Origin of the sequence: Acinetobacter sp. PC34, from assembly GCF_051789135.1 — a bacterium.
GTDB lineage: Bacteria > Pseudomonadota > Gammaproteobacteria > Pseudomonadales > Moraxellaceae > Acinetobacter > Acinetobacter johnsonii.
Window position 1 is genome coordinate 2,659,002 of record NZ_CP196664.1, and the last position, 22,562, is coordinate 2,681,563.

At 40.7% G+C, this 22,562-nt stretch carries 24 protein-coding genes and 2 pseudogenes; 12 read left to right on the plus strand and 14 right to left on the minus strand.

Translation table 11 applies throughout. The annotated features are described in order from the left end of the window. Positions 1–68 precede the first annotated feature (68 nt). The 4 genes from ACSC9N_RS12955 to ACSC9N_RS12970 form a co-directional block, all read right to left on the minus strand. The gene (locus ACSC9N_RS12955) at positions 69–383 is read right to left on the minus strand and encodes a putative quinol monooxygenase (protein WP_004812141.1); all 315 of its coding nucleotides are present in this window, start codon (positions 381–383) and stop codon (positions 69–71) included. A gap of 332 nt (positions 384–715) precedes the next feature. Then, complete coding sequence (gene fghA / locus ACSC9N_RS12960; RefSeq protein WP_058952258.1) at positions 716–1,546, minus strand: S-formylglutathione hydrolase; 831 nt, start codon at positions 1,544–1,546, stop codon at positions 716–718. A gap of 228 nt (positions 1,547–1,774) precedes the next feature. After that, positions 1,775–2,887: an S-(hydroxymethyl)glutathione dehydrogenase/class III alcohol dehydrogenase gene (locus ACSC9N_RS12965; protein ID WP_005105874.1), complete on the minus strand. Its 1,113-nt coding sequence runs from the start codon at positions 2,885–2,887 to the stop codon at positions 1,775–1,777. Positions 2,888–2,908: 21 nt separating this feature from the next. After that, positions 2,909–3,184, minus strand: a complete 276-nt coding sequence (locus ACSC9N_RS12970; RefSeq protein WP_001133624.1) for a metal/formaldehyde-sensitive transcriptional repressor — start codon at positions 3,182–3,184, stop codon at positions 2,909–2,911. Between the two features lie 467 nt (positions 3,185–3,651). On the opposite strand from ACSC9N_RS12970, the gene ACSC9N_RS12975 reads away from it, so the two are divergent. Then, the gene (locus ACSC9N_RS12975; protein WP_034617118.1) at positions 3,652–4,647 is read left to right on the plus strand and encodes a zinc-dependent alcohol dehydrogenase family protein; all 996 of its coding nucleotides are present in this window, start codon (positions 3,652–3,654) and stop codon (positions 4,645–4,647) included. Then, on the plus strand, positions 4,637–5,653 hold the full coding sequence (locus ACSC9N_RS12980) for a zinc-dependent alcohol dehydrogenase family protein (RefSeq protein ID WP_058952259.1): 1,017 nt from the start codon (positions 4,637–4,639) through the stop codon (positions 5,651–5,653). The genes ACSC9N_RS12975 and ACSC9N_RS12980 overlap by 11 nt, the downstream gene beginning before the upstream one ends. A 50-nt stretch (positions 5,654–5,703) precedes the next feature. Here the strand turns inward: ACSC9N_RS12980 and ACSC9N_RS12985 are convergent, their stop codons facing one another. After that, positions 5,704–6,603: a LysR family transcriptional regulator gene (locus tag ACSC9N_RS12985; protein WP_058952260.1), complete on the minus strand. Its 900-nt coding sequence runs from the start codon at positions 6,601–6,603 to the stop codon at positions 5,704–5,706. A 135-nt stretch (positions 6,604–6,738) separates the two neighbouring features. Here ACSC9N_RS12985 and ACSC9N_RS12990 point away from each other — a divergent pair, with 135 nt between their 5' ends. The 3 genes from ACSC9N_RS12990 (at position 6,739) to ACSC9N_RS13000 (ending at position 8,854) form a co-directional block, all read left to right on the plus strand. Then, positions 6,739–7,479 carry an SDR family oxidoreductase gene (locus tag ACSC9N_RS12990; RefSeq protein ID WP_001059479.1) on the plus strand — a complete coding sequence of 247 codons (741 nt, stop codon included), beginning with the start codon at positions 6,739–6,741 and terminating at the stop codon, positions 7,477–7,479. A 71-nt stretch (positions 7,480–7,550) separates the two neighbouring features. After that, on the plus strand, positions 7,551–8,549 hold the full coding sequence (locus ACSC9N_RS12995) for a zinc-binding alcohol dehydrogenase family protein (RefSeq protein ID WP_058952261.1): 999 nt from the start codon (positions 7,551–7,553) through the stop codon (positions 8,547–8,549). Between the two features lie 20 nt (positions 8,550–8,569). Then, on the plus strand, positions 8,570–8,854 hold the full coding sequence (locus tag ACSC9N_RS13000; RefSeq protein ID WP_058952262.1) for a putative quinol monooxygenase: 285 nt from the start codon (positions 8,570–8,572) through the stop codon (positions 8,852–8,854). Positions 8,855–9,019: 165 nt separating this feature from the next. Here ACSC9N_RS13000 and ACSC9N_RS13005 read toward each other — a convergent pair. Both ACSC9N_RS13005 and ACSC9N_RS13010 read right to left on the minus strand, forming a co-directional pair. Next, a pseudogene (locus tag ACSC9N_RS13005) lies at positions 9,020–9,980 on the minus strand (IS5 family transposase). A gap of 43 nt (positions 9,981–10,023) precedes the next feature. Further along, positions 10,024–10,122 (minus strand): annotated as a pseudogene (locus ACSC9N_RS13010) (helix-turn-helix transcriptional regulator); the annotation flags it as partial. A 414-nt stretch (positions 10,123–10,536) separates the two neighbouring features. Between ACSC9N_RS13010 and ACSC9N_RS13015 the strand changes: the two are divergent. From ACSC9N_RS13015 to ribA, 3 genes are all read left to right on the plus strand, one after another. Beyond that, positions 10,537–11,268: a Fic family protein gene (locus tag ACSC9N_RS13015; protein WP_058952263.1), complete on the plus strand. Its 732-nt coding sequence runs from the start codon at positions 10,537–10,539 to the stop codon at positions 11,266–11,268. A 71-nt stretch (positions 11,269–11,339) separates the two neighbouring features. Next, entirely contained in the window at positions 11,340–11,603 is a 264-nt protein-coding gene (locus ACSC9N_RS13020; protein ID WP_058952264.1) for a hypothetical protein, read from the plus strand. 169 nt (positions 11,604–11,772) lie between these two features. Then, positions 11,773–12,375, plus strand: coding sequence for a GTP cyclohydrolase II (gene ribA, locus ACSC9N_RS13025; RefSeq protein WP_058952265.1), 603 nt, complete (start codon positions 11,773–11,775; stop codon positions 12,373–12,375). Between the two features lie 126 nt (positions 12,376–12,501). Here the strand turns inward: ribA and trpA are convergent, their stop codons facing one another. Then, on the minus strand, positions 12,502–13,290 hold the full coding sequence (gene trpA / locus ACSC9N_RS13030; RefSeq protein ID WP_058952266.1) for a tryptophan synthase subunit alpha: 789 nt from the start codon (positions 13,288–13,290) through the stop codon (positions 12,502–12,504). Beyond that, positions 13,287–14,498: a tryptophan synthase subunit beta gene (gene trpB / locus ACSC9N_RS13035; RefSeq protein WP_058952267.1), complete on the minus strand. Its 1,212-nt coding sequence runs from the start codon at positions 14,496–14,498 to the stop codon at positions 13,287–13,289. The genes trpA and trpB overlap by 4 nt, the downstream gene beginning before the upstream one ends. A 102-nt stretch (positions 14,499–14,600) precedes the next feature. On the opposite strand from trpB, the gene ACSC9N_RS13040 reads away from it, so the two are divergent. The 4 genes from ACSC9N_RS13040 (at position 14,601) to ACSC9N_RS13055 (ending at position 17,353) form a co-directional block, all read left to right on the plus strand. Beyond that, positions 14,601–15,482: a LysR family transcriptional regulator gene (locus tag ACSC9N_RS13040; RefSeq protein ID WP_004976964.1), complete on the plus strand. Its 882-nt coding sequence runs from the start codon at positions 14,601–14,603 to the stop codon at positions 15,480–15,482. A 118-nt stretch (positions 15,483–15,600) separates the two neighbouring features. Continuing rightward, positions 15,601–16,173: a nuclear transport factor 2 family protein gene (locus ACSC9N_RS13045; RefSeq protein ID WP_171253723.1), complete on the plus strand. Its 573-nt coding sequence runs from the start codon at positions 15,601–15,603 to the stop codon at positions 16,171–16,173. Beyond that, positions 16,149–16,649: a chalcone isomerase family protein gene (locus ACSC9N_RS13050; protein ID WP_439036048.1), complete on the plus strand. Its 501-nt coding sequence runs from the start codon at positions 16,149–16,151 to the stop codon at positions 16,647–16,649. Before ACSC9N_RS13045 ends, ACSC9N_RS13050 begins: the two co-directional genes overlap by 25 nt. 11 nt (positions 16,650–16,660) lie before the next feature. Beyond that, positions 16,661–17,353: a response regulator transcription factor gene (locus tag ACSC9N_RS13055; RefSeq protein WP_058952270.1), complete on the plus strand. Its 693-nt coding sequence runs from the start codon at positions 16,661–16,663 to the stop codon at positions 17,351–17,353. Here the strand turns inward: ACSC9N_RS13055 and ACSC9N_RS13060 are convergent. From ACSC9N_RS13060 to ACSC9N_RS13080, 5 genes are read right to left on the minus strand one after another with little or no spacing between them, the layout of a single operon-like run. Beyond that, complete coding sequence (locus ACSC9N_RS13060; protein ID WP_058952537.1) at positions 17,350–18,672, minus strand: sensor histidine kinase; 1,323 nt, start codon at positions 18,670–18,672, stop codon at positions 17,350–17,352. The genes ACSC9N_RS13055 and ACSC9N_RS13060 overlap by 4 nt on opposite strands. A gap of 39 nt (positions 18,673–18,711) precedes the next feature. Beyond that, positions 18,712–19,761 (minus strand): SAM-dependent methyltransferase, encoded by a 1,050-nt coding sequence (locus ACSC9N_RS13065; RefSeq protein WP_058952271.1) that lies wholly within the window; start codon positions 19,759–19,761, stop codon positions 18,712–18,714. 8 nt (positions 19,762–19,769) lie between these two features. Then, positions 19,770–20,549, minus strand: a complete 780-nt coding sequence (locus ACSC9N_RS13070; RefSeq protein ID WP_094148334.1) for a DUF1295 domain-containing protein — start codon at positions 20,547–20,549, stop codon at positions 19,770–19,772. A gap of 24 nt (positions 20,550–20,573) precedes the next feature. Then, complete coding sequence (locus tag ACSC9N_RS13075; protein WP_058952273.1) at positions 20,574–21,770, minus strand: SAM-dependent methyltransferase; 1,197 nt, start codon at positions 21,768–21,770, stop codon at positions 20,574–20,576. After that, complete coding sequence (locus ACSC9N_RS13080) at positions 21,767–22,561, minus strand: DUF1365 domain-containing protein (RefSeq protein ID WP_058952274.1); 795 nt, start codon at positions 22,559–22,561, stop codon at positions 21,767–21,769. Before ACSC9N_RS13080 ends, ACSC9N_RS13075 begins: the two co-directional genes overlap by 4 nt. Position 22,562 lies beyond the last annotated feature (1 nt).

Genomic DNA, 22,562 nt, shown 5'->3' on the forward strand with positions numbered 1-22,562 from the left:
CTCCGACAAACCTCACAGGGTTGAAGTGCTGCCTTTCATTCGAAATTTCAGGCAGCACCCTCATACATTTAAGCGTCGGTATGAGCTGGTAGTTTACTCGCCAAAACATCTACTTTTTCAATTGATGGTGGCTCTGAAAATAGCTCATCGGCCTGAGCCATCAACGCAGCTGCAACCTTGCCAGATAAATGTGCTTGGCGACCCGCCTCATCAGGAAATGCATCAAAAATACCAAATGTTGTAGGTCCAAGACGTAAGCCAAACCACGCAACTGTCGCAGGTTCTTCCATTACAATAGGTAAACCGGCTTTAAGGAAAGCTTCCACTTCGTCTTCTTTACCCGGTTTAGCTTCAAGACGGACATATAAAGCTGTTTTAAGCATGACTAAAACTCCACAATTGATTAGAATTCAAACTGATTCTGTCATTGCTAATGTATGCATGTCAGAAAGTTTTGTTGTATAAAAGTTAAAAAACATCCCATAGCTGAGCCAAAATTTAGGTTTTTATTTCGACATAATGCTATGAATTTATTCAAGTTAATATCATTAACATTTGAATCAAAAAATCAAGATATGAGATGATTAAATTCAATCTTAGTTATATAAGGATCAATTGACTCTACCTTAGATTTATAAGCTGACCTCTTCATCTGGAAGTTATATTGCTCAAGAAGCATTCAAGAACAACATGCACATCTTCATATCTATGAAAGTTATTTAGCTAGGAATTTGCTGTGAAACTCTATATGTTTCTCTATAAAGCTCGCAATGAAGTAATAGCTATGGTCATACCCTTCTCTTAGGTTAAGTGTAAGAGGATATTCTTGTTCCAAACAAATATCACTAAGAAGCTTAGGTCTTAACTGTTCTTCAAGAAAATCATCAGCTGTTCCCTGATCGACTAAAATAGGTAAATGAACTTCATCGTTTTTGATTAATTCAATCGCATCATAGCTTTTCCATAAAGTTTCAGTTTCACCTAGGTAGTGTGTAAAAGCCTTTTTCCCCCAAGGTACTTGGCTAGGTGCAACAATTGGTGCAAAAGCAGAAATACTTTTATACAGCTCAGGGTTTTTTAACCCAATGACTAATGCACCATGACCACCCATGCTATGCCCCATAATGCTTTGGACTTGGTTGGTCGGAAAATTCAGGTCAATCAGATTTCTGAGCTCTTCCACAATATAATCATACATTTTGAAATGCTGTGACCAGGGTGCTTGTGTTGCATTCACATAGAATCCTGCGCCTTGGCCTAAATCATAATCTGCATGATCTGGTACATCCTCTCCACGTGGGCTGGTATCTGGTGCAACAATAATGACTTTATGTTCAGCCGCATACTTTTGTGCTCCGGCTTTAGTAATAAAGTTCTGTTCGTTGCAAGTCAGTCCTGATAACCAATATAAAACTGGCAACTTCTCATCTTTGTCATGAGGTGGCAGATATATTGAGAATTTCATTGAACAGTTTAATGCTATTGACTGATGGCGATACACTTCTTGCGATCCACCAAAAGAAGCATGTTTCTCAATTATTTCCATAATCAATTACCTATGTTGAGCAAGACTTCATGAGAAATCGAGTAAACAAAGAGTCTGACATTCTCCACAGAGAATACTGATAAAGATTTAAAATGTAGGCAGGTTTGTTGAACCTATACATGATGGATACATAGATAGATCTGTTTTACAGATGATGTGCCGTTTTAGAGGATTCCATGCATGTCAATCATGATTCACATGCATGGAAAAGTATAAGGTCTGACGGAATTATTCGTAATGAATTACAGTACGAATTGACTTACCTTCATGCATTAGATCAAAGGCTTCATTGATCTGATCCAAGCCCATCGTATGTGTCACAAATGGTTCTAATTGAATTTTACCTTTCATGGCATCTTCAACCATTCCTGGAAGTTGCGTACGACCTTTTACCCCACCAAAGGCAGAACCTAACCATCTACGACCAGTAACCAGTTGGAATGGACGGGTAGAGATTTCTTGACCTGCGCCAGCTACACCAATAATTACGGATTGTCCCCAGCCACGGTGTGCACTTTCAAGTGCTGCACGCATCACATTCACGTTACCAATACATTCAAATGAATGATCTACACCCCAGCCAGTCATTTCGACAATGACTTGCTGGATTGGTTTATCGTAATCTTTAGGGTTCAAGAAGTCCGTTGCACCAAACTCTTTTGCCAGCGCAAATTTATCTGGATTCATGTCAACTACAATAATACGCCCTGCTTTAGCTTGACGTGCGGCTTGTACGACTGCCAGACCAATACCACCTAAACCAAAGACCGCAACACTATCACCTTCTTGTACTTTAGCCGTGTTATGTACTGCACCGATACCCGTTGTTACCCCACAACCCAGTAAGCAGACATGTTCGTGATTGGCTTCAGGATTGATTTTAGCCAATGATACTTCTGCCACTACAGTGTATTCACTGAACGTTGAGCAGCCCATATAGTGGTAAATCGGTTGACCATTGTAGGAAAAACGAGTGGTACCATCTGGCATTACGCCTCTACCTTGAGTTTCGCGAACGGAAATACACAAGTTCGATTTTCCAGATTTACAGAATACGCACTCGCCACATTCAGCGGTGTAAAGTGGAATTACATGATCACCTGGTTTGACGCTAGTCACGCCTTCACCAACCTCAACTACGACACCAGCACCTTCATGCCCGAGAATAGCCGGAAAAACACCTTCAGGATCATCGCCAGACAAAGTAAATGCGTCTGTATGACACACACCGGTATGGGAGATCTTAATTAATACTTCACCTTTCTTTGGTGGTGCAACATCAACTTCAACAATTTGAAGAGGTTGACCAGGACCAAACGCAACAGCAGCACGTGACTTCATGGAATAATTCCTTATACAGATCTATTTTAAATATGATTTTAGAATCTTGGCGATTTCAGCCAATTCTTCTTTTCGTTGTTGTTCTGTGGTTTCACCTGATACTAAAGTGTCCTTTAAATGAACCTCCAACATTTCATTCATCAAACCATTAATAGCACCACGCACAGAGCATATTTGTTGCAGAATTGCACCACATTCCACATTGTCTTCTAACGCTTTTTCAATCGCTTGCGTCTGACCTTTGATCTTTCTGACGCGTAGAAGAATCTTTTTTTTGTCTTCAACCTGATTAGGCATCAGACCTCCTTATTTGCTAGCATTAATACTATAGTACCCCATAGTATAAAAAAAGCAATAATTTTTATAAATCGAAAATTAAAAAGATCTTTAGCGAAAATTTTCTATCCCTGTTTTTAGTTTTTTTAAATTAACATCATAGAGCTTATGCGAAAGTCACAAAAAAAATGGGACTTTTAGCTCCCATTTTTTATTTTGTCTCATGTTCTTTGTAATGCTGTGACCTTTTAGAATTATGTTTCAAATTTTAGCCACTTTGTAGATATTTTGAACGTTTCAAGCCTTGAAAATACTACCGACAGTTTAGATTAAACTGCCTTTACAGACTGTACTAGAATATTTTTAGTGAGCGGATGATGTTTACTATTCATTATTTAGGAATTATTAAATCCTATAAATATCATTTATTGGATTAATTTATTTTGGTACTGTGCATATCATCCCCTAGTTAAGAATAAGGAACAACTATGAATAAGATGATGAATGCTCTTATCCTAGAAAATTTTGGTGATCATGAATTTACACGTGTAGAACTCCCTATACCTCAACCAGAGGCTGGGCAAGTTCTAGTCCGTATTCATGCTAGTGGTGTAAACCCTATTGATTATAAAATTCGTCTTGGTGAAGCACCATATGCTATGCCAGAGCTTCCTGCCGTGTTGGGAACGGATATGGCTGGGGTTGTCACTGCTGTTGGTGAAGGTGTCACCCACTTCAACGTCGGAGATGAAGTTTACGGTCTGATAGGTGGCGTTCGTGGTCTTCAAGGATCTTTAGCAGAATATGTTGTAGCAGATGCTGATCTGATCGCATTAAAGCCACGCAATATCTCTATGCGCGAGGCAGCAGTACTACCATTGACGTTTCTCACGGCTTGGGAAGGTTTAGTGGATAATGCGAAGGTCCAACCAGGGCAAACTGTACTGGTTCAGGGTGGTGCTGGTGGCGTTGGCTATATGGTTGTTCAGCTTGCAAAAGCACTTGATGCAAATGTTTGGGCGACTGGTCGTACAGCTGATCAATCACTGATTTCAGAACTCGGTGCAACACCTCTCGATTACACAACAGCATCTTCCGATGACATTATTGCTGCAAGCCCTGAGGGTCAAGGTTTTAACATTGTTTACGACACTGTGGGTGGTCCAGTACTCGAAGCTTCACTTTCCATGACAACTCACTATGGCCACATTACCAGCTGTGCTGCATTTGGTAATCATAATTTAGCGAGTTCATCTCTACGGTGTGCCACAGTGTCTGGCGTATTCGTCCTAATGCCGATGTTAACAGGCAATCGCCGTGCTCATCATGGTGATGTCCTTAAGATCGCGACTCGTCTCGTTGAGGAAGGTAAACTGCGTCCTATTGTTGATCCTCGTCATTTTACTCTAGACCAAGCGATTGAGGCTCATGATGCTGTTCAAGATCGCTCTGCCAATATTAAGGTCGTGATTGATGTCATTTAACGCACTTCAGGCCAAGACTTGGCGCTTCAATTGTATTGGAGATACAGATGTTCTGACATTAGAAACACTTCCTGTTGCTTTACCAGCAGCAGGAGAAGTTCTAATCCAGATGAAAACGATCGGACTCAACCGGGCTGATGTAATGTTTCGGCGTGGGACTTATATTCAAAAGGCAGTATTCCCTTCTCGTCTGGGATATGAGGGAGCAGGCATAGTTCTGGCAATAGGTGAAGGTGTACGCCAATTTTCTCCAGGAGATGCAGTATCGATTCTTCCGACTGACAATCTAGCCAAATATGGGACATATGCGGACAAGCTTCTGATTCCAGAAACTTTTTTAGTTCACAAACCCGATAGTTTAAGCTGGGAAGAAGCTTCTTCAATCTGGATGCAGTATTTGACGGCTTGGGGTGGTGTAATCCATGCTGGTGGAGTTTCGAAAGGAAAAACGATCTTGATCACAGCAGCTTCAAGTAGCGTAGGACTAGCTGCGATACAGATCGCTGAAGCAGCGGGTGCTAAGGTCATTGCAAGTACACAGACGATAGAGAAAAAGCAACGTTTACTGGATCTCGGTGTTAAAAATGTTATAGCCAGTGAAGATGAACCAGATTTGTATGAGGCGCTTGTTTTACGTTTAGGTGGAGAACATCTTGATGTCGCCTTCGATGCTGTAGGAGGGCCACATATTGAACAGATTGCCAAAGCGATGTCTGTAGGAGGAACTATGGTTATGCATGGTGCGCTTAGCCCGGAGATCACACCATTTCCCCTTAAAGTTGCATTACGCAAGAGCTTAACCATGCGAGGTTTTTTGTTCCTTGAGGTTCTGCATGACCCTGTTCTAAGAGAGCAAGCCAGACGATTTATTCTTAGCAGTATAGGTGCAGGATATCTTCGTCCAGTGATCGACCGTTGCTTTAACTTTGAGAACATGCATGACGCTCAGCGCTATCTTGAATCAAATCAGCAAATAGGAAAAATTGTAGTTACTCTAAATACATGATGGTCTTATCTGATTTCTACTTTCTAGAAAAAAGGTTAGTTCCTTCTGATTCAGGTTTCTATATGGCCCAGCACTTCCACTAAGTAATCAAACAATGCTCGGATTCGCAAAGGTGTCGGGCCCCGCTGTGGACGATATAAATACAGGCGCCAAACGGGAGAGGTTTCCTCATGAAGTATCTGAATGAGCTTACCACTCCTAAGCCACGGCAAAACTAGAAATCCAGGCATGTGTCCGAATCCAACTCCAGCGAGAATAGCTTGAAATTCAGCTTCTAGATCATCTGTAATAAAACGAGGCTTTGATGGCGTGAAGCTTCGACTTTCGGTGAATGTCCATGGCCAGTAACGCCCTGTTTTATGATCGAATAGTGCTGTTAGAGGGTATTTATCAAGGTCAATAATTTTTTTGGGCATTCCAACCTTATCAATTAACTCTGGCGTACCCACAGAATAAAAATTCACTTTAGCCAATTCCCTTGCCACATATCGATTGTCCGGCAAAAATCCAAATCTGATCCCGATATCTATTCGCTCATCGATCACATCCGAGTGTGAATCTGTTAGCACACAATCCACGACAATATCTGGATAACGTGTGGCAAATTCTGCTAGTGCAGGTACTACCAATTTACGCCCTAACACAGACGACACAGTAAGACGGACAGTCCCACGCATTTCATCTCGTTTTTCCTTGGTGTCTTTTATAATCAGAGCATCAATCGATCCCACCGCAAAACGTGCTTGCTTTGCCAAACGCTCACCATCAGCAGTAATTTTAATTTGTCGAGTACTCCTGTAAAACAGAATCTCTCCGCGCTGCTCTTCTAGCTCCTTTATTGCCCGTGTCACTACCTGCGGGGAAATACCCAGCTGAGTTGCTGCCTCTTTAAAATTTCGAGACTCTGCTGCGACACAAAAGATACGCATCATTTCCAATTTGTTCTGCATGTCCAATCCTGTGGTCTGGTAATTATTCCGTAAATAGGAATTCTGAAAGATAATATTATTCATTTATTATATATAACAAGGCTGTAATACTTAACCCATCAAATATGATTACCAGATAGGTTGAAGGTTACTTGTATGAATAATATAGAAAATAAAGTTATTGTTATCACAGGTGCAAGTAGTGGTTTAGGTGAAGCTACTGCTCGCTTACTTGCTAAAAAAGGTGCAAAGGTTGTACTTGGTGCTAGACGTACTGAAAAATTAGAGGCTATTGTTCACGACATTCGTGCTGAAGGTGGTCAAGCTGAGTTTATTGGTATGGATATAACCAAACCACAGGAAGTACAAGCACTTATTGAAAAAGCATTAAGCGCATTTGGTCAAATCGATGTATTGGTAAACAATGCTGGATTAATGTCTATTGCACCATTAAGTGAGCTAAAAGTTGATGAATGGGATCGTATGATCGACATTAATATTAAAGGTGTTCTTTATGGTATTGCAGCTACCCTACCTGTTTTCCAAAAACAAAACTTTGGACACTTTATTAATCTCGCATCTGTTGCAGGGATAAAAGTATTTAGTCCAGGAGGTACTGTTTATAGCGGTACTAAGTTTGCTGTAAGAGCCATCTCTGAAGGACTTCGTCATGAAGTTGGGGGAACAATTAGAACGACTACTATTGAGCCTGGTGCAGTTGAGTCAGAACTAAAATTTGGTTCGTCTCATAAAGAAAGTTCAGAGTTTGTTACTGATTTCTACAAACAAGCTATACCAGCTGACTCAGTCGCTCGAGCAATTGCTTATGCAATTGAACAGCCTGCGGATGTAGATATTAATGAAATTGTTTTACGCCCAACGAGCCAAGAGTTTTAATAATTGAATAACAAAAAATGGGAGCACCTCGCTCCCATTTTTACTATATTTTTAAAGTTAAGGACAAATCTATGAAAGCCGTATCGTATGTTATCAATAACCATGATGATTTTAAAAATTCATTGGTAGATATTGAAAAAGCGAAGCCTACACTTAAGGAGCGTGATGTACTGGTAAAAGTTCAGGCAATCTCTGTGAATCCAGTTGATACCAAAGTGCGAAAAAATTCGTCTGAAGCAAATAATCGTATTTTAGGTTGGGATGCCGTTGGGGAAATTATTGAAGTTGGCTCAAAAGTTACCTCGTTTAAAGTAGGAGATTCTGTTTGGTATGCTGGCGATTTAACCCGAGATGGTAGTAATGCTGAGTTTCAAGCAGTCGATGAACGAATTATCAGTCTTAAACCAATTACAGTATCTAATGCAGAAGCCGCAGCATTGCCATTAACTGCTATAACGGCATGGGAAATGCTGTTTGATCGGTTTCAAATTTCAGAAACAGATGTTGGCAGTATTCTGATTATTGGTGGTGCAGGCGGTGTAGGATCAATTGCTATCCAACTCCTAAAAGCAAAAACAAATCTGACCGTTATAGCAACAGCTTCACGTGAAGAAACGAAATCTTGGGTGGAATCACTTGGTGCCGACCATGTCATTGATCATAGCAAAGATTTAAACGAACAAATCGAAGCACTAGGTATTGAAAAACCAAAATACGTCTTCTCTACAAATCATACAGAAACATATATCAAGCAAATAGTTTCTCTGATTGCACCACAAGGCAAGCTTGGATTGATCGATGATCCACAAACATTTGATATTATGCCGTTTAAGACTAAATCTATTTCTATCCATTGGGAGTTGATGTTCACTCGTTCAATGTATGAAACCGATGATATTGAAAAGCAAGGTGATCTGTTGCAACAGGTTGCCCAATTAGTTGACCAGCAAAAAATTAGAAGTACCCTCAACCAAAATCTAGGCAAAATTAACGCTGCAAACTTGGAGAAGGCGCATAAGTTGCTTGAATCAGGTAAATCAAAAGGCAAAATTGTACTAGAAAACTTCTAAAACAAACTTAAGGTGAAATAATGACTATTTCAGTAATTGCGAACATTAAGGCAAAATCAGATCAAAAAGAAACGTTAGAAGCGCTTTTAAAAAGTGTAATAGAGCCTACGCTTCAAGAAGAAGGATGCTTGAAATATGAGCTTTATATTAGCGAAAATGACTCGAGTAGATATTTCTTCTTAGAAGAATGGCGTAGCAGAGAGGATTTAGATATCCATATAGCGTCTGATTATATTCAAAGTTTATTTGGTAATATCCAATCGCTAATTGAATCAAGTGATATTGTAGAAATCAAAAAAATATAGCTGTATTCGGACGTTATGATGAAGTATTCTTCAAATTAACATAGAGACTTAGAAAGCTAACATAAAAATGGGAGCTCTAAACTCCTATTTTTTCTGGTTTTTTAAATTTTTAGGGCTTTGTTGCACAAAGATTTGAAAGGCAAAGCGCCCCTAATTAAGCCAAATTTAAGGCGTAACTTGGGTAAGTGGTCGACCTAATTCCGTAAATCTGTTAAGGACTGCTACACGTGCATGAATCTCATTGACTTGGCTATCAAAACTCCTTGCATTGAGTTTATCTCCTAATAATTTAATGCAGCGCATCTTAGTTTCAACTAAACTTCGCCGATGATAGCCTGACCATTTTTCCATAGTGTTTACCTGAGAAGCACTGCTTCGCAAGATTAACTGTTCGAAGTAATTCATTTCGCTCTAGCGAGCTGCTTGCTCTTTGTTTCTTTCCATGGTTTCGCATTTTTCTAGGTGGAATCACCGCATGCGCTTGCCGATCTGCAATGACCTGACGGCATTTCTTAGTGTCATAAGCTCCATCGGTATAAACAGAGTCAATCCGCTCATCTTGTGGAGTTTGATCAAGTAAATCACCAAGAACCTGTGAGTCACTGACATTATTTGTTGTAAGCTGAACTGCACGTATTTGCAGTGTTTCAGCATCTATATCTATGTGCAGTTTACGCCATTTTCGTCGATATTCAGGTCCATGGTTCTTGCGTTTCCATTTGCCTCATCTAGAAACTTCATGCCTGAAGAGTCCATGAGTAGATGCAGCCCATCGCTACTTTTTTGGTAGCTGATTGAAATATCAATATGCTTTTGTCTTCTACAAAGCGTGGTGTACGAATATCACTGATATTCGGGGCTGCTCAGCCGCAAAGTTTAATCAGACTTTGCATAAAGCCAGTGACCATACGTAAAGACAGACTGAATAAGGATTTAATCATTAAGCAGCATTGGATGGCTGCGTCGGAGTAGGTTTGATTTCGCCCTTGTTTGCCTTTTGATGGAGCATACCATTGCGTAGCAGGGCGAATTCAAACCAAATGGCAATATTTCCGCGACTAATGAGTGCTCGGTTATATGCGGGCCAATTGGTTGTACGATAAATTTTAGGTGTAGGCTTATTCATTTGAAAATTATATTGTGGAATAAACCTTAGATATAGGTTTGTGTAACAAAGCCGAGCTCAAATGAGACCCCATATTTAACATGGTCAAAATATTAGCTAAACGATCAGCTAATCGCTCATGAGTAGAACTATTTTGTTTCATCAATCAATAAGCAAATTTATGTGGGTGCATGGACAGATTGTGTCATCGTTATCAATCTTTTACTCTTATTTATTAAAAATTTTAAATGTTGTTTAAAGTTCATTTTATTTCATTAAATAATACAAATTCTCATCTTTTCTGATGGGATGGCGTCAATTAAACTCAACTCCTAAGCTATTGATTTAGTGAATTATAAAGTCAATAGCATTTTACCTATACCCATTTTTTACCCAAATTAGATTTAGTGCATTGAATCACAAAAATAATCTTGTTCAAATCCGAACTAAAGGATTTGAAATGGTGTACTCATTATACGATCTTTATAGCTCAACCAAAATATTATAATATAACATTACATTTTTGATATTTATTTTTTGATGTATTATTCAGAAAGACACATTCAGGGTTAAAGTTATGTTTGAAATTATTGATGATTTAAAGAAAAAATTAGATCAATATCGCCCTTTATCTCCTGCAATTGTAAAAAATTTACAAGAAGATCTTATTGTCCGCTGGACCTATCATTCAAATGCCATAGAAGGTAATACTCTTACACTATTGGAAACCAAAGTAGTTCTTGAAGGTATTACTGTAGGTGGAAAAGCGTTAAGAGAACATTTCGAAGCGATAAACCATAGAAATGCGATTTACTACGTCGAAGACATTATTCGTAAGGAAGAACCATTTTCAGAATGGCAAATTCGCAATATTCATCAACTTATTTTAAAAAATATTGATGATGAGAATGCTGGGCGTTATCGTCAGCAAAATGTATTGATTTCTGGTGCTACTACTACCCCTCCTGACTATACTTTATTAAATGACAAGATGGCTCAGCTAATCGATTGGTATAACCTTGAAGCATATAAACTTCACCCGATTGAACGTGCAGCCAAAGTACATGCGGATTTTGTGGGTATCCATCCATTCATTGATGGCAATGGTCGCACATCACGTCTTTTGATGAATCTGGAACTGCTTAAAGCAGGCTATCCACCCTGTGTGATTACTGTAGAAAATCGTTTAGCTTACTATGAAGCATTGGATCAATGGATGGCTTCTGGAAAGACTGAAGCATTTATTCGGTTAGTTTCAGAGGCGGTACAAGACGGATTTAAACCGTATCAAGTTGTTTTAGGAATATAGAACTATACTAACTTACATTTTTCTTCATTTATCTTTGCTTAAGACATTTTTGTTTATTCGGCCGGGATAGTATGCGCACAGCAAAAAAATTAAACCTTTGTTTATTAAAACATTTACAACCAACCTACTTCATTGTACCGCGAAAAGTTAGCAGGCTAAAAAATATTAATGGCAATGTATCTACATTACAGCTGTTAATGAACCTCAAGCTGCTGAATTCTGAATATCCACCTTGTATCATCAGTGTTGATAATCGATTGGCTTACTATAAAGCTTTAGATTATGGATGGCTTGTGGAAAACGAAGCTTTTGCATATTTTTATAAAAAATTCTAACCTCAATAAAATTATTCTTAATAACATTTCACATAAAATTCACTATTAAATACCTATACTTGAATTGGAAGTAAAACGCTGAAATTTAGAACCACAAAAATTTAGCAAGTGCTTTTAAGGTAAATTTAGTAATTTTACCAATTATAAATTTATATAGGTGTATTCTTCAATGGCTATAGAATTTGTTTCCAAATCAAAGTTACCTACAGCGTTTGGTGATTTTGAAATTATGGCATTTCAAGACCAAAGTACTGGTGAAGAACATATCGCTCTTGCCAAAGACATGGATACTATTTCTAATCAACCTGTACTCGTCAGAATTCATTCAGAATGTTTAACAGGTGATGCTTTTGGATCACTCAAATGTGATTGTGGTCCACAATTACACTCAACCATGAAGATGATTCATGATGCAGGTCAAGGTGTCATTTTATACCTTCGCCAAGAAGGCCGTGGCATAGGACTAACCAATAAAATTCGGGCCTACGCACTTCAAGACCAAGGACATGATACCCTTGATGCAAATTTATTATTAAACCTGCCAGCAGATGCTCGTAAATATGACATGTGTACCATTATGCTTGATTATTTACAAATAAAAGACGTCAAGTTGATTACAAATAATCCATTTAAAATCAAATCTTTGACTGATTTAGGAATCAACGTTGTTGAACGTATTCCTTTAAAAGTTGGCTTAAATATTTTTAACAAAGATTATTTAGAAACAAAGCAAAAACGTATGTCACATCTGTATGATAATAGTGATTTTTAAAAAGCAATTACTTTCAGTAAAAAAATCCACGTATAAAGTTCCATCTCCCTTTCGGGAGAAGGCTAAGATAAGATACTGTTTTATATTTAATTATTGTTTTAAAGAATACCTATGAAAGAAGCTGGCCTACTCTTTATTTTCTCTCAGGATTTGCGAAAAAACTGTGACTTTTTCTAAAGTCGCATTCATCCCCTTATTAAAAAAAGTATTGACAAGTGCTGAGCCAATGATAATAAGATCTACTTTATTGGCTAATGCTTTAACATGACTTTCATTTTTGATCCCAAAGCCAATTGCAACTGGAATATTAAAAATAGGCTTGATTTCAGCAATCTTTTTCTCAATATTGGGTAGATTTAAATGCCCCCCTGTTAAGCCATTTTCTGCAACATGATATAAAAAACCTGTCGCGCGCGCTGAGATTTGCTCTAACCTTTCAACTGGGGTAGTCGGCGCTGTCATTGCAATTAAATGCATATTTTTTTCATTTAATTGCACTTCAAAGTTTTCTCGATATCCATATGGAGCATCTAAAATCAATATTCCATCTATAAGATTTTCTGTATCGGCGACAAGTGTTTCGAAACCATATTGCATCATCCGATTTAAATAAGTCATAAAAATTATTGGTGTCTTGTCATCATGCAGCCTGATTGCTTTTACCAACTCAATGGTCTGTTTGACCGTTTGACCTGCACGTAATGCTCTAAGATGTGCTGCTTGAATGATCTCTCCATCTGCCACTGGATCTGAAAAAGGAATGCCAACTTCAATAATGTCAGCCCCAGCTTGACCTAATTGGCTCAACAGACGACAACTTTCTGCAAAATTAGGATCTCCAGCAGTAAAATAACAGACCAGACCGCTTCGATTTTCCAGTTTCAATTGCTCTAATTTTTGATCTAGACGGTTCATGCTGTAGCTCCTGCAAGATATTTTTTGACCGTGTTTAAGTCTTTGTCACCTCTGCCGCTTAAATTGACAATAATAATCTGTTCTGGCTGCATTTCTTGAGCAAGTTGAATCGCATATGCAATCGCATGAGAACTCTCAAGCGCAGGAATAATGCCCTCCTGTTGGCTTAAAAGCTGAAAGGCATTTACCGCTTCTTGATCGGTGATCGCCGTATATGTAACACGTCCTGTTTCAAACAGAAGGCCATGTTCAGGGCCAACACCAGGATAATCTAAGCCAGCTGATATAGAGTGCCCTTCTAAAATCTGCCCATCTGAATCTTGTAATAAATAGGTTAAATTGCCATGCAGCACACCGACTTGACCTTTGCAAATAGAGGCGGCATGTTCACCACTATTTGTTCCTTTTCCACCTGCCTCAACGCCAAACATTTTGACATTCAGGTCTTCTAGAAAAGGATGCATCAACCCTAGTGCATTTGATCCCCCACCCACGCAAGCAACAAGAGCATCAGGCAGCCTATTTTCTTTCAGGAGTATTTGGTTTCTGGCTTCTAGACCAATAATTTTCTGAAATTCTCTGACCATCGTCGGATATGGGTGAGGGCCTGCGCCAGTACCCAACAGGTAATAGGTTGTATCCACATGACGAATCCAGTCACGTAATGCTTCGTTCATGGCATCTTTTAAAGTCCCACGCCCTTTTTGAACACTTCTGACTTCAGCACCGAGTAATTTCATGCGCTCAACATTCATTTGTTGCCGCTGAATATCTGTTTCTCCCATAAAAATGGTACATTTCATCTTAAACAGCGCGCAAACCGTTGCTGTTGCAACACCATGTTGCCCAGCACCCGTTTCTGCAATGATTCTGGTTTTACCCATAAATTTGGCTAATAAGATTTGGCCTACACAATTATTGATCTTATGCGCACCCGTATGGTTCAAATCTTCTCGCTTGAAATATATTCGAGCGCCGCCTGCATAAGCTGTTAGGTTTTTTGCATAAAAAAGAGGACTAGGACGACCAACAAAGTCCGTTAAAATCTGCTGATATTCAGCCCAAAATTCAGGTTTGTGCCGAACAGTATTAAAGGCTTGCTCTAATTCTTGAAGTGCCGGCATTAAGCTCTCTGGCATGTAACATCCGCCAAATTGACCAAAAAATCCCAAGTCATCAGGACCATTACCTGTATAAGGGGTTGTCATCTCATATCTCTTTTACTATCAAAACTTGTTTGATCTTAAAATATTTTCATTTTTATGATAATTGATATATTTTGAGCTTATGGTGTTAGAGAATTTTACAACATGAAACGCAGAACATTACCTCCCCTTAATGCTTTAAAAGCATTCGAGGCTGTCGCCAGAAATAAAAGTTTCAGTTTAGCTGCGGAAGAATTGTGTGTAACCCATAGTGCGATTAGCCATCAAATAAAGCAGTTAGAAGAATGGTTGGATAAAAAATTGTTTATTCGACATTCCTCGACCATCTCTCTGACGGCGGATGCCGAAGAATTATCGCTAGTTTGTACGCAGCTTTTTAATCGTTTAGAACAATGCGTCTTTGAGTTAACAAATAAAACTTCAGAAGTAGAAGTTGTAATAGGCGCTTCTCATAGTTTTATGGCAAATTGGCTGATTCCTCGATTAGAAAAGCTCGAAGTCATTTATCCCAATATCCATATCAAATTAATGACATGTAATGACTTAAAATTGTTAGAAAAAGAGAAAGTTGACATATTTATCAATAGCGTCAGTGAACATCATCTACTTCCCAACTTTTTGAATAAATATCTGTTATTTCCCGATAACATGGGTCCTATTTGTAATCGTGAAATAAATCTTCTTCATTCCGTAAATGATCTTTTAAACTATCCATTACTTCATACCCACTCAAATAAAAGTGCATGGCATACATGGTTTGATCAGTTTCAAATAAGCTTTTCCCCAAAATCCAATGACCGTTATTTTGATAGTCTGAATTTAATGATAGAAGCTGCCGTGTCTGGGTTAGGAATTGCCATAGCACCTCAAATTCTAGTAGAAAAAGAAATGCTAAATGGAAAGATCATTGCCCCTTTTGGTTTTATCTATTGTGACTATAATTTTTATGCAATGGTCAGAAAAAATAACGAAAATCGTGATGTTATGAATATCATTGATTGGTTAATGGCCGAAGAAAAAAGTTAAACCTTTAATCTTTGATTTGAAAAATTCTATTCAATTGCTCATCTATAACCTCTATTTCACATTCTGTTCACGCTGTGCTGCCTAAGGTATAAACATACACTTCATACGGACACTGATGATGAGACTTGTAAAAACACTAATTGCTACAGCCTTATCCTTGCCGCTTCTGTTGTTAGCCGGATGTAAAAGTATTCCCAGTTATTCAGCCGATTACGTCCAATCCAGAAACGGTATTCAGGGGATAGCGCTGGATCAGGCTAAAGCTCAGGATATCGGCCTCCGCTTTACCTCAGCTTTTAATACCTTGGGCACACCAGAATTTGTGGAAAGAGCCGGATCGCTGTATGCCGACCAGCTGTTTATTAACGATACCCTATCGCAATTTTCATCCCGTCAAAATCTACTCGAGCACTTTCAAGGCATGAACAAACGGGTCAGCAAGGTCAGCGTCAAGCTGTTAAACGCTTCTTATCATCAGGACTCTGCCTATGTGCACTGGCATATGGCCTATGATTTTAAAATGTTCGGCACGACCCGCAGTATGGACTCTTACGGTATCAGTGAAATCAAGATCAACGAAAACAACAAGATTATTTTCCAGCAGGATTTCTGGGACCCTGCGAATGGCCTGTATCGTTCCCTGCCTTATGTTGGAGGGGTCTACTCATGGCTACTGCCTTTCAAAAAATAGCGATCAGCACGGCGTTAGTGATGGGATGTAGCTTCTGTCCATGGGCACAGGCACAAAGCCTGAATCAATGCGGCAATGGTCCGCTGATGGTGGGACAAAAACATGTCGGTGTGGCTAGTTACTTTGCGCAAAACTGTAATCAGCCTTGGCAAGGCCAAAACATGCAGATGGATTTTACCTATACGCAGAATATTCCGGAATGGGCATTTAAACGTACGGCCACACATTTACTGAAACGTAATATTAAAGACGCAAAAATACATGCTCTATTCAACCCAATCACTGATTTGTATCGTCCGGTCAAATCAGGTGACCTGTACCGTTTAAAATACAACCATGCTACACAGACCCTGAGCTTATCCTTGAACCAGCAAGGTTTAGGGCAGCTTAAACATCCTCTGGCACAACAATATTTTAATATATGGCTGGGTCCCCAGCCATTTAGTGCTAAATTAAAACAGCAATTATTAAATTAGTATCTGCCGCTATGTCGAAACATTTTATCCTGATGGTTGAAGACCATTATGAGCTGGCCTCTACCCTATGCGAGTTTCTGGAAGAACATGACTTTGTGGTCGATCATGCCCGCAATCTGAGTGCTGCTAGACAATTACTGAAACAGCAACGCTACCATATCTTGCTACTTGACATTAATTTGCCTGATGGTTCTGGTTATGAATTGTGCGAGTGGTTACGCAATGAAGAGGGGTTAGACTTACCTGTCTTGATGCTTACCGCTCGGGATACCTTGGATGATAAACTCAAAGGCTTCAATTCCGGCACGGATGATTATCTGGTCAAGCCCTTTGACTTTAACGAGCTGGTAGTTCGGGTCAAGGCCCTGATCAAACGTTCCATGGGTGAAGTATCTAGCAGTCGTCTGCAAATTCATGACCTAATTTTGGACACGGCAACACAGCAACTAACTCGAGCTGGGCAGAACATTGAATTGCCTCCGATTCAGTTTAAACTTTTGAAGTTACTGATGCGTCATTCTCCTAAAGTACTGACCAAACAGGAAATTATGATGCAGCTTTGGGGTGACGAAGAGCCAGAAAGTGATGCTCTGCGCAGTCATATCTATAATTTACGCAAAATGGTCGATAAACCCTTTGAACAAAAGCTGATTCACACCATATCTGGGATTGGTTTAAAGATTGCTCTCGAAGATGAAGCCTAATTTAGGTACACAACGACAATCAGTCCAGTGGTGATTGCTAGATCAACATCCTGATGGGTATTGAGATAATACTGCCGATCAAACAATTCCACTCGCCAGCCAAGCTGCTTGCACAACTTCTGTACCAATTGCAGTCCAATGCCATGACCTTTGATCTCTAATTGCAATTGCTGCCCCGACAGTTCTTGCACCTTTGAGTTATTCGGTAAAGGAATGCCGACACCATTATCTGCAATCAATACTGTATTTTTTTGCAAAATGACATCAATTTCTGTGCCTTGTGAATAATTCAGCGCATTGCGCAGAATATTGCCAAACACCATTTTGGTCATCGACGGGTAAAGTTTACGTGGCTGTTCGTTTAGATCTTTTTGAAAATTTATCCGCATGCCTTTGTTATGGCTAACACTATCCAGATCCTGAACTAAATTTTCCAAACATTCTGAAAGCATAGTTGATTCAGCGGTTAAAGTATTGGTGGTATTGCGGGCGATAGCCAGTAGTGTGTCAACTAATAGTTGCATGTCTTCAATGGTGTTGTTCAGGCGAGTAAATGATTTATTGTCCCCATAGCGTGCCTGACACAACTGCACATTGCCTTTTAAGATGGTAAGTGGTGTGCGAAGCTCATGACTGACATCACCAGTAAATTCACGTTCACGCTGAATAAACTCGCTTAATACCTGATGATATTTTTCTAGCGCCTGCTTCAGATATTCCGCTTCCAGATTTGAATCAGTCCGGATGTCATGAAACGGTGAAGCCTGATTTTTATAATCTTCCCAATCAATATGTTCCAGTGCGTTGGCAAGCCTTGTAATGGGAGAAAAATAGCGCCGGGCACGACGGTTCCACCACCACAGCACACTATATAGCACAAACAGGCTGACCATCAGCGGTGCCAGACCAAACAGCCACACCAGCTTGTTGACGTTGCTTTCACCAAACACCAGCAGCACATGCTGCCCATCTTTTTCGCCATAAACGGTCATGCGTTCCTTACCATCGACAAAATGCCGATTCACCCCTTGCTCAAGTGACATATTCTTAAATTGGGAGGGAGACACAGTGTTCCAGCGGTAACCATACAGGTTTTTGGTATCGGGCAATTCTGCGGCAGGATTACGTTCTAATCGCTGCCAGTAGTGTGACATTTCCTGTTCTAGCGCCGTTCTGAGCAAAGAACCTTTGATTACCCAAGCACTACAGCCAATCCCAATCACCACAGACAGGGCAATGAATCCGATTTGCAGCCAGTAGTAGCGGTTAAACACCTCACCCAGAGGATGATCGTGTTTGTCCCTGAACAGCTTTAACATTGGTGCATTCCCCGCTACCCCATCCGATTCGCCATTCAATTATACGGTTTTCTTTTTAAACAGAAAGTGACCGATCACCCACTCGCGTCCATGGTCATAACCAAATAGCTCGGCACAGGCCATAAAGAAAATCCGCCAGCGCTGCCACCAGATTGCGGCATCCGCGCCATAAGTTTTTTCAAATAAGGGCTTTAGCTCGGCCTGTTTACCATCCATATTTTCTAGCCAAGCATTTGCGGTACGTTCATACTGCGTACCCGCCCATTGCCAGTGCTGTTCTAGCTGTAAATGCTGCTGAAAATGTAGGAAAGTTGAGGCTGCTGGCATCAAACCACCACTAAAGAAATATTGCGACATCCAGTCAAACTCATTTTTGACTTCAAACGGGTAATGCAAGAAACGATGACAGAAAATATGACACCACAATAAGCCATCTGGTTTGAGCCAAATACTAATATTTTCAAACAGTTTTTGATAGTTGCGTACATGCTCAAACATCTCCACTGATACCACACGGTCAAATGACGCAGGTTCAAGTTGCAACACATTGACATCACAAGTGATCACATTAAGGTTATCCAGTTTTTTTAAACGGGCTTGTTCCTGAATATACTCGCGCTGGGTTGAAGAATTTGACACGACTGTAATACGGGCCGTTGGATAATGCTCGGCCATATACAGACTCAAAGATCCCCAACCGCAGCCAATTTCCAAAATATCCTGCCCGTCTTTCAGTTGTGCTCGCTGGCAATAGCAGGCAAGCGCAGCTTCTTCGGCTTGGTCTAGCGTCATATCGGCATGTTCAAATAGACTCGCGCTATATTTCAAACGCTTACCGAGTACTGCCTGAAAAAATGCGGTCGGCAGTTCATAATGCTGCTCATTGGCTTTGTCTGTATCAATGGCAATTTCGCTGTTTTTCAGCATGGTCAGCACATCCATATAGCGCCGGGCTGCCAGTGCTGGGTCAAAGCGTCCTTCCTGTGCCAGACGTTTTTTGCTTAGGCTGCGAATGCCCGCGCGAATCACCGAATCGGGCAGCTTGCCGCTTTCGACCAGTTTTAAAGATTGTTGAATCATAAAGTCCATGTATTTACCTACTGTTTGGGTGGCCACGGAATAAACATTGAAGTTCGTCGTTGATAGTCTTTATAGTTGTCACCACGGTGGGTGAGCGCCTGTTGTTCACTAAAGGGAATCCCGGTGATGTAGTACAGAAACAGCCACATCAGCAGTGGATAAATCCATAATTCATAGCATCCTGCTGCCAGACCGAGCACTGGATAAGCAAACCAATGCAGCCATTCAAAGAAATAATTCGGATGGCGCGAATATTTCCACAGACCCTGATCCATGGTTTTACCTTGATTCTGTGGATCTAGCTTAAAACGGTAAAGTTGCTGATCGGCAGTGCTTTCGCCTATCAAAGCGGATAGCATGATCATGCCCGCCACAATCACAGTGACCAAAGTCCAGTCATTCCATTGCTCGGTCGAGATACTTAACAACTTCAGCATTGGGTAAGAAAATAGTAGAGCCAAACCTGCCTGAAATATAAAAAACACCAGAAATCCAAGATGCTGATAATCCCCCATCGCTCGGCGCATGTTGGCATAACGCGTGTCTTCTTGGGTTTCATTGGCATAGCGCCGTAACAGATGCCAAGTCAGCCGTGAAAACCAGATCCCACTCGCCAGTCCCAGAAATAACCGAACCAACATCGGCGCACTGTCAATCACCCAAGCGGCAATAATCACATTAAGGGCAATACTGAAACTCCAAGCGACATCGACTAGCCCTGCTCTGCGGTTATAGGTCACCAACACCCAGTTACAGAGCATGATGAAGACATTGAACAAAAATAAATCTAGCAGCATGTCGCCCTCCTGTTTTATTTCTGCTTAGTAAGCACTGGCTTCAAACAGCAAATGCACATCACTGATCACACCTTCCCTAAAACCACCTTCGCAATAACACAGATAAAAATCCCACATGCGGATAAAACGCTCATCAAAATCAAGTTGCAGTACTTGATCACGCTGCTCCAGAAAACGCTGACGCCAACACTTCAGGGTTTGTGCATAGCTTTGACCAATATCTTCCAGATGTTTGAGACGAAGTTTTTGCTCAGAAGCCGTTTGCGTCATAACACTGATACATGGAATAAAACTACCGGGGAAAATATAACGCTTAATGTAATCCACCGTATTTAAAGCTTTAACATAGCGTGCATCTTCAATCGTAATCGCCTGTATCAAGGCTAGACCATTCGGCTTGAGGAGCTCGCGGCATTTTCGGAAATAAGTTGGTAAATACTGCTCACCTACGGCCTCGATCATTTCAATGGACACCAATTTGTCGTATTTACCCTCGAGTAAACGGTAGTCCTGAAGCTGTACAGACACCCGATGAGACAGCCCTGCTTCAGCAACTCGGGCGAGTGCTTCATCGTACTGAGCTTTGGAAATGGTAATGGTGGTCACCTTACAGCCATAATGCTGAGCCGCATAAATGGCAAAGCCTCCCCAGCCGCTGCCAATTTCAACCAAATGGTCCATCGGTTGCAATTGAAGTTTTTGGCAGATCAATTCTTTTTTATAATCTGAAGCTTGTTCCAAGCTCATACAAGGGTCTTTAAAGACAGCACTGGAATACATCATGCTGGAATCTAAGAACAATTTAAAAAAATCATTGCTCAAGTCATAATGCTCAGCAATATTCTGACGACTACCATCAATCGAATTCTTGCGGGATTTATACCAAGCCTTAAGTGCCAACTGGCTAGCTTTGGCCACTACATTTTGATTCATCCGATCAAGCACATCACGGTTACGTGCCAAAATGCGGATCACATCGACCAGATCTTCACTGCTCCAGTAGCCACGGATAAAACCTTCGGCAGCACCCAGTACACCATTACGGAACAGCAAATCCATCAGACGAACATCATGCACCTGTATCACCGCCTGTAAATCGCTATTTTCCCCGACAGCCCCGTTCCAGACGCCTTTAAAAATCAGCTGACCATGGCGTAATTTCAGCAGGTGGCGCAGTACCACCGGCAGTGTGCTTTGCTCTCCCATGAATAGTGTCTTCATCGCAATGTGTTTCCTTTTTCTTTTTTAGGATGTCGATAAAATGGAATTTTCTTTTTCCATAAACGAAAGGCGTGCAGATAAATTCCGCTGACCATCCTGAAGGGTTCAAGAACTTTCAGTACAGCATAACGATGCTGCTGTGAAGGAACCGTGATGGCCTGCAAGGAAAATTTCAGGGTGGCATCGAATTGCAAGATTCCCTGCTCAAACAGCTGCATATGAATCACGTTCTGCCGATCCGAAAAGCTGAAGCGCCAGCGATAATCCAGCCCCATCGGCATGAACGGCGACACATGAAAGGCCTTTTTAAAGTCAAACTGGTGACTCTGGTACGGCGCATATTCGTCTGGATTGTTCCGGCAATCGTGAATGTAGACCTGTCGTTCATTCCACGGTGTGTTGGTGATTTCACTCAGCACAAAGAGCAATTGGTCAGTGGCATCAAAGATCAGATAAAACACTACGGAATTGAAACGGAAACCCAGTGTGCGCGGCAAGGCCAGCACCCGGATGGAAGCGGCATGCGGTAACAGATAGTTTTCCCGCTTGATTAGCAGGCGTGCAACTTTCTGCCGGATTGAACCACATTCCATGCTCAGAAAATCGCGCTCATCCAGAGTCAGGAAATTCCAGCGGTTAGATGACCACAGCCAGGATTTACCGGTAAAGGTCGCGAGCTGATCCGGATCAAACCATAGATAGGTTAGCTGGGTCTCAAAAGCATGGGCTTTGGGCAAATAACGTCGGTGCCGGATTTCGGCAGAGGCAATCGCCAGTGGATACATCTGCATC